This is a genomic window from Microbacterium sp. (assembly GCF_049661145.1).
GTDB lineage: Bacteria > Actinomycetota > Actinomycetes > Actinomycetales > Microbacteriaceae > Microbacterium.
Genome location: NZ_JBASZT010000298.1, coordinates 1 through 4,577, shown reverse-complemented (window position 1 = coordinate 4,577; position 4,577 = coordinate 1). Strand labels below are relative to the sequence as shown.

Annotated in this window: 3 protein-coding genes; 2 read left to right on the top strand and 1 reads right to left on the bottom strand. The window is 70.5% G+C overall.

Going from position 1 to position 4,577, the window contains the following annotated elements:
- Positions 1 to 227: 227 nt before the first annotated feature.
- Complete coding sequence (locus tag WBP48_RS12655; protein ID WP_424440953.1) at positions 228 to 896, top strand: TrmH family RNA methyltransferase; 669 nt, start codon at positions 228 to 230, stop codon at positions 894 to 896.
- Positions 897 to 1,004: 108 nt separating this feature from the next.
- On the opposite strand, the gene WBP48_RS12650 is transcribed toward WBP48_RS12655, so the two are convergent.
- A complete protein-coding gene (locus WBP48_RS12650) occupies positions 1,005 to 2,324 on the bottom strand; it encodes an MATE family efflux transporter (RefSeq protein WP_424440951.1) in 1,320 nt (439 codons plus the stop codon).
- A 104-nt stretch (positions 2,325 to 2,428) separates the two neighbouring features.
- Between WBP48_RS12650 and WBP48_RS12645 the strand changes: the two genes are divergently transcribed.
- Positions 2,429 to 4,477, top strand: coding sequence for a M13 family metallopeptidase (locus tag WBP48_RS12645; RefSeq protein ID WP_424440949.1), 2,049 nt, complete (start codon positions 2,429 to 2,431; stop codon positions 4,475 to 4,477).
- Positions 4,478 to 4,577: the final 100 nt, after the last annotated feature.

Genomic DNA, 4,577 nt, shown 5'->3' with positions numbered 1-4,577 from the left:
GCGCCGCGCCGACGCCGCGAGGCGGCCGGTAGGCGGCCACGGGCGCCGCCGCGTCGGCGTCTGCGGCGATTTTCGGCACACCGAAAGCATAGCAGGGAGCTTTCGGGAGCCCGAAAGAACGTGCTGTCTGCACAACTCCGCCTCAGTGTTGGTTTCGGGGCGATAACTGGCGCGATTCACCAACTGAGGCGGAGTTGTGCAGATCCGACGCGGCTACCCTGGGGAACGTGTCCGACTCCGTGCAAGCCGTCCCGCCCGGAGCGCCGTCAGGATCGGAAATCGGCGAGCCCGAGCTCCCGGTCGGCGTCGGGCCGTGGCCCGGCGGGCCGGACGCCTGGCCGGCGGATGACCGGTACGACCGGGAACTGCTCGAGCACGGCGACCGCCGCAACGTCGTCGACCGGTACCGCTACTGGTCGATGGCCGCGATCGTCGCGGACCTCGACGAGCATCGGCACCCGTTCCACGTCGCGATCGAGAACTGGCAGCACGACATGAACATCGGCTCGATCGTGCGCAGCGCCAATGCGTTCGGGGCGGCCGAAGTGCACATCATCGGTCGGCGCCGCTGGAACCGCCGCGGCGCGATGGTGACCGATCGATACCAGCACGTCCGGCACCACGCGACGATCGCCGAGTTCTCTTCGTGGGCGCAGGATGCCGGGATTCCCGTCATCGCGGTGGACAACGTCGCCGGGTCCGTCCCCGTCGATCGGGCGGAACTGCCGCAACGGTGCGTGCTGCTGTTCGGCCAAGAGGGACCGGGGCTGTCGGCGGAGGCGCTCGCGGTCGCCGGCGCGCTCGTGGAGATCGCGCAGTACGGCTCGACGCGCTCGATCAACGCGAGCGCGGCCGCCGCTGTCGTGATGTACGAGTGGTGCCGACGCTGGGCGTAAGTCCCCGTCTCGGAGTGCGCACCCGTGCTCGGTCGCGGTCGATGACGAACGTGCGGAGCATGAGTGCTTGCCCGTCGCCGTCGAGCTCTTCGAGCCGGCGAACGGGCCCTACGCGCCCGCCGTCACCCATTCCGGCCGGCGCACCCGCCAGCCGAGGGTCGCGAGGCGCGCGAGCATGAAGACGCCGAAGAAGCAGACCGCGAGCCACAGCAGGCCGACGGTTCCCGTCGGGTGGACGAGCCACACCGCCGCGAGCGCCGGCAGGTAGGGCACGAGGTTCAGGCCGCCGGCGATCGCGAGGTACCGCACGTCGCCCGCGCCCATCAGTACGCCGTCGAGGACGAACACGATGCCGCAGCTCGGCTGAACCACGGCGACCACCAGCAGCGCGGGCTGCACGAGGGCCGCGACCGCGGCATCCCCCGTGAAGACGAGTCCGATCACGCCCGACAGCGCCGCGATCACGGCCCCGACGACGACGCCGAACCACGCGCCCCACGCGACGGTGCGCCCGAGCACGCGTCGCACGAACGGTTCGTCGCCCGCGCCGAGACCGCGTCCGATGAGCGCCTGCGCGGCGATCGCGAGTGCGTCGAGAGCGAACGCGGCGGTCGAGAAGATCGTGAACGCGATCTGCCAGCCGGCGAGCTCTTCGGTGCCGAGCGTCGTCGCGACGAGCACCGTCGCCAGCAGCGCGACCCGTAGCGACACCGTCCGCAGGAACAGCCATCCGCCGGCGCGTGCCGATCCCCGCAGGCCCTCGCGCTGCGGGCGGACGGATGCCGAGTGCCGCCGCGCGAGGGCGCCCACGACGACCGCGTAGGCGCCGACCATGGCCCACTGCGCGACGACCGTTCCGGCGGCCGATCCTGCGATGCCCCAGCCGAGCCCGTAGATGAACAGCCAGTTCAGCAGGGCGTTGAGCGTGAATCCGAGCCCCGAGATCCACAGCGGTGTGACGGTGTCCTGCATGCCGCGCAGCAGCCCCGTCGCGGCGAAGACGATGAGCATCGCCGGCAGGCCCCACATCGACAGCTGCAGGTAGACGACCGCCTGATTCGACACGTCCGCAGCAGCCCCGAACAGCGACACGAGCCATGGAGTCAGGAGCGACCCCGCCACCGCGAGCACCGCGCCGAGCCCGAGCGCCAGCCACAGTCCGTCGATGCCCGCGCGCACCGCGTTCGTGTGGTCGCCCGCGCCGAACCGCCGCGCGACGGCGGGGGTCGTCGAGTACGCGAGGAAGACCATGAGTCCGACGATCGTCTGGAGCACTGCCGCCGCGAGGCCGAGCCCCGCCAGCGGCACCACCCCGAGGTGTCCCACGAGCGCAGAGTCCACGATGAGGAACAGCGGCTCGACGATGAGCGCCCCGAGTGCCGGCACCGCAAGCCGCAGGATCTCGCGGTTGAGGGTCGCGTGGGGCACGACACGAGCCTATGGGAGCCCATGGGACCGTGTGGGCCCGGGGAACCGGATCGCGCTCGCGCCCGTCCCGGCCGGCGTCCCACCCGACGCGTATCCTGATACGCATGACCGAGAACGCCACCCGCTCGGGTATCGAGCTGTCTGAGTTGAGCCCCGGCATCCGTCCCCAGGACGACCTCTTCCGCCACGTCAACGGCGCGTGGCTTTCGCGCACCGAGATCCCGGAGGACAAGGCGAGGTGGGGCTCGTTCCACCTCATCGCCGAGCAGGCCGAGAAGGACGTGCGGGCGATCGTCGAAGAGGCGGCGGATGCCGAGCCGGGCACCGAGACCCGCAAGATCGGCGATCTGTTCACGAGCTTCATGGACACCGAGCGCATCGAGGGGCTCGGTGCGGCGCCGCTGCGCGACCAGCTCTCTCGCGTCGACGCGATCGACTCGATCCCGGAGCTCCTCCGGGTCGTCGGCGCGCTCGAGCGCGAGGGCGTCGGCGGCATCGTCGGCACCTACATCGAGCCCGACCCCGGCAACCCGCAGCGCTACGTCGTCTTCTTCGTGCAGTCGGGCCTGTCGCTCCCCGACGAGAGCTACTACCGGCTGGAGAACTTCGCGAAGACGCGCATCGCGTTCCGGTCGTACGTGCAGGAGGTGCTCGCCCTCGCCGCGGCCGCGGAGACCCCGGCCGCGGTGACCCCGGGCGCGGATGCCGCGGGGGAGGATGCCGGTGCGCAGGCCGACCGCGTGCTGGCGCTGGAGACCGAGCTCGCGACTCACCACTGGGACAACGTGCGCACCCGCGACGCCGTTGCGACCTACAACCTCAAGACCTGGGACGAGGTGCAGGCCCTCGTCGGCGTCGACCTGACCCCGTGGCTGGACGGTGTGGTCGGCGACGTGGCCGCCCACCGCGACGGCTTCGCCGAGATCAACGTCAACGAGCCCAGCTACCTCGAGGGCCTCGGCACGCTCCTGATCGAGGAGCGCCTGGAGGACTGGAAGGCGTGGTTGCGCATGCATGTCATCCGCGCGAACGCGGCATTCCTGTCGAGCGCCTTCGTCGACGCGAACTTCGCGTTCTACGGCACCGAGCTGACGGGCGTTCCGGTCAACCGGGAACGGTGGAAGCGCGGCGTCGGCTTCGTCGAGGCCGCGATGGGCGAGGCCGTCGGCAAGGTCTACGTCGAGCGGCACTTCCCGCCCGCCGCGAAGGACGAGATGGACGAGCTCGTCGCGAACCTCATCGAGGCGTACCGGCAGTCCATCTCCGAGCTGGAATGGATGACCCCGGCAACGCGCGAGCGGGCGCTGGAGAAGCTCGCCGCGTTCACCCCGAAGGTCGGCTACCCGGTGAAGTGGAAGGACTACTCGGCCCTCGAGGTCGACCCCGCCGACCTCATCGGCAACGTGCGGCGCACCAATGCGTGGGAGCACGAGCGGCAGCTCGCCAAACTCGGCCAGCCGATCGACCGCGACGAGTGGTACATGACACCGCAGACCGTCAACGCGTACTACAACCCGCTCATGAACGAGATCGTGTTCCCCGCGGCGATCCTGCAGTATCCGTTCTTCGATCCCGAGCGGGATGCCGCCGCGAACTACGGCGGCATCGGCGCGGTCATCGGGCACGAGATCGGCCACGGTTTCGACGACCAGGGATCGGCGTTCGACGGGACGGGCGCGCTGCACGACTGGTGGACCGACGAGGACCGCGCGGCCTTCCAAGAGCGCACCGGAGCGCTGATCGCGCAGTACGACGCGCTCGTCCCGCTCGGCGCGGAGGGCGAGCCGCTCGCTCCGGAGCACCACGTCAACGGCGCGCTCACGATCGGCGAGAACATCGGCGATCTCGGCGGCCTCGGCATCGCGATCAAGGCCTACCGCCTGCATCTGGCCGCAACCGGCGGCGGGGGCGACGGCGCCGTGATCGACGGGTATACCGGCATCCAGCGGCTCCTGCTGAGCTGGGGTCAGATCTGGCAGCAGAAGGGGCGGGATGCCGAGACGATCCGCCTGCTGACGATCGACCCCCACTCGCCCAACGAGTTCCGCTGCAACCAGATCGTGCGCAACGTCGATGAGTTCTACCGTGCGTTCGACGTCACACCGGGCGATGCCCTGTGGCTCGACGAAGACCAGCGCGTCAGCATCTGGTGAGCGAGCAGCAGCCGCCGCGCCGGAGCCGCGCGGAAGAGCCGCGCGGGCAGTCCTCGCGCGCCGCCTACCGTGCGGCCGCCGAAGACCGTGATGCCGTGCC

Coding starts and splice junctions, on each gene's coding strand:
- WBP48_RS12645 (WP_424440949.1), top strand. CDS start 2,429: ATGACCGAGAACGCCACCCGCTCGGGTATCGAGCTGTCTGAGTTGAGC.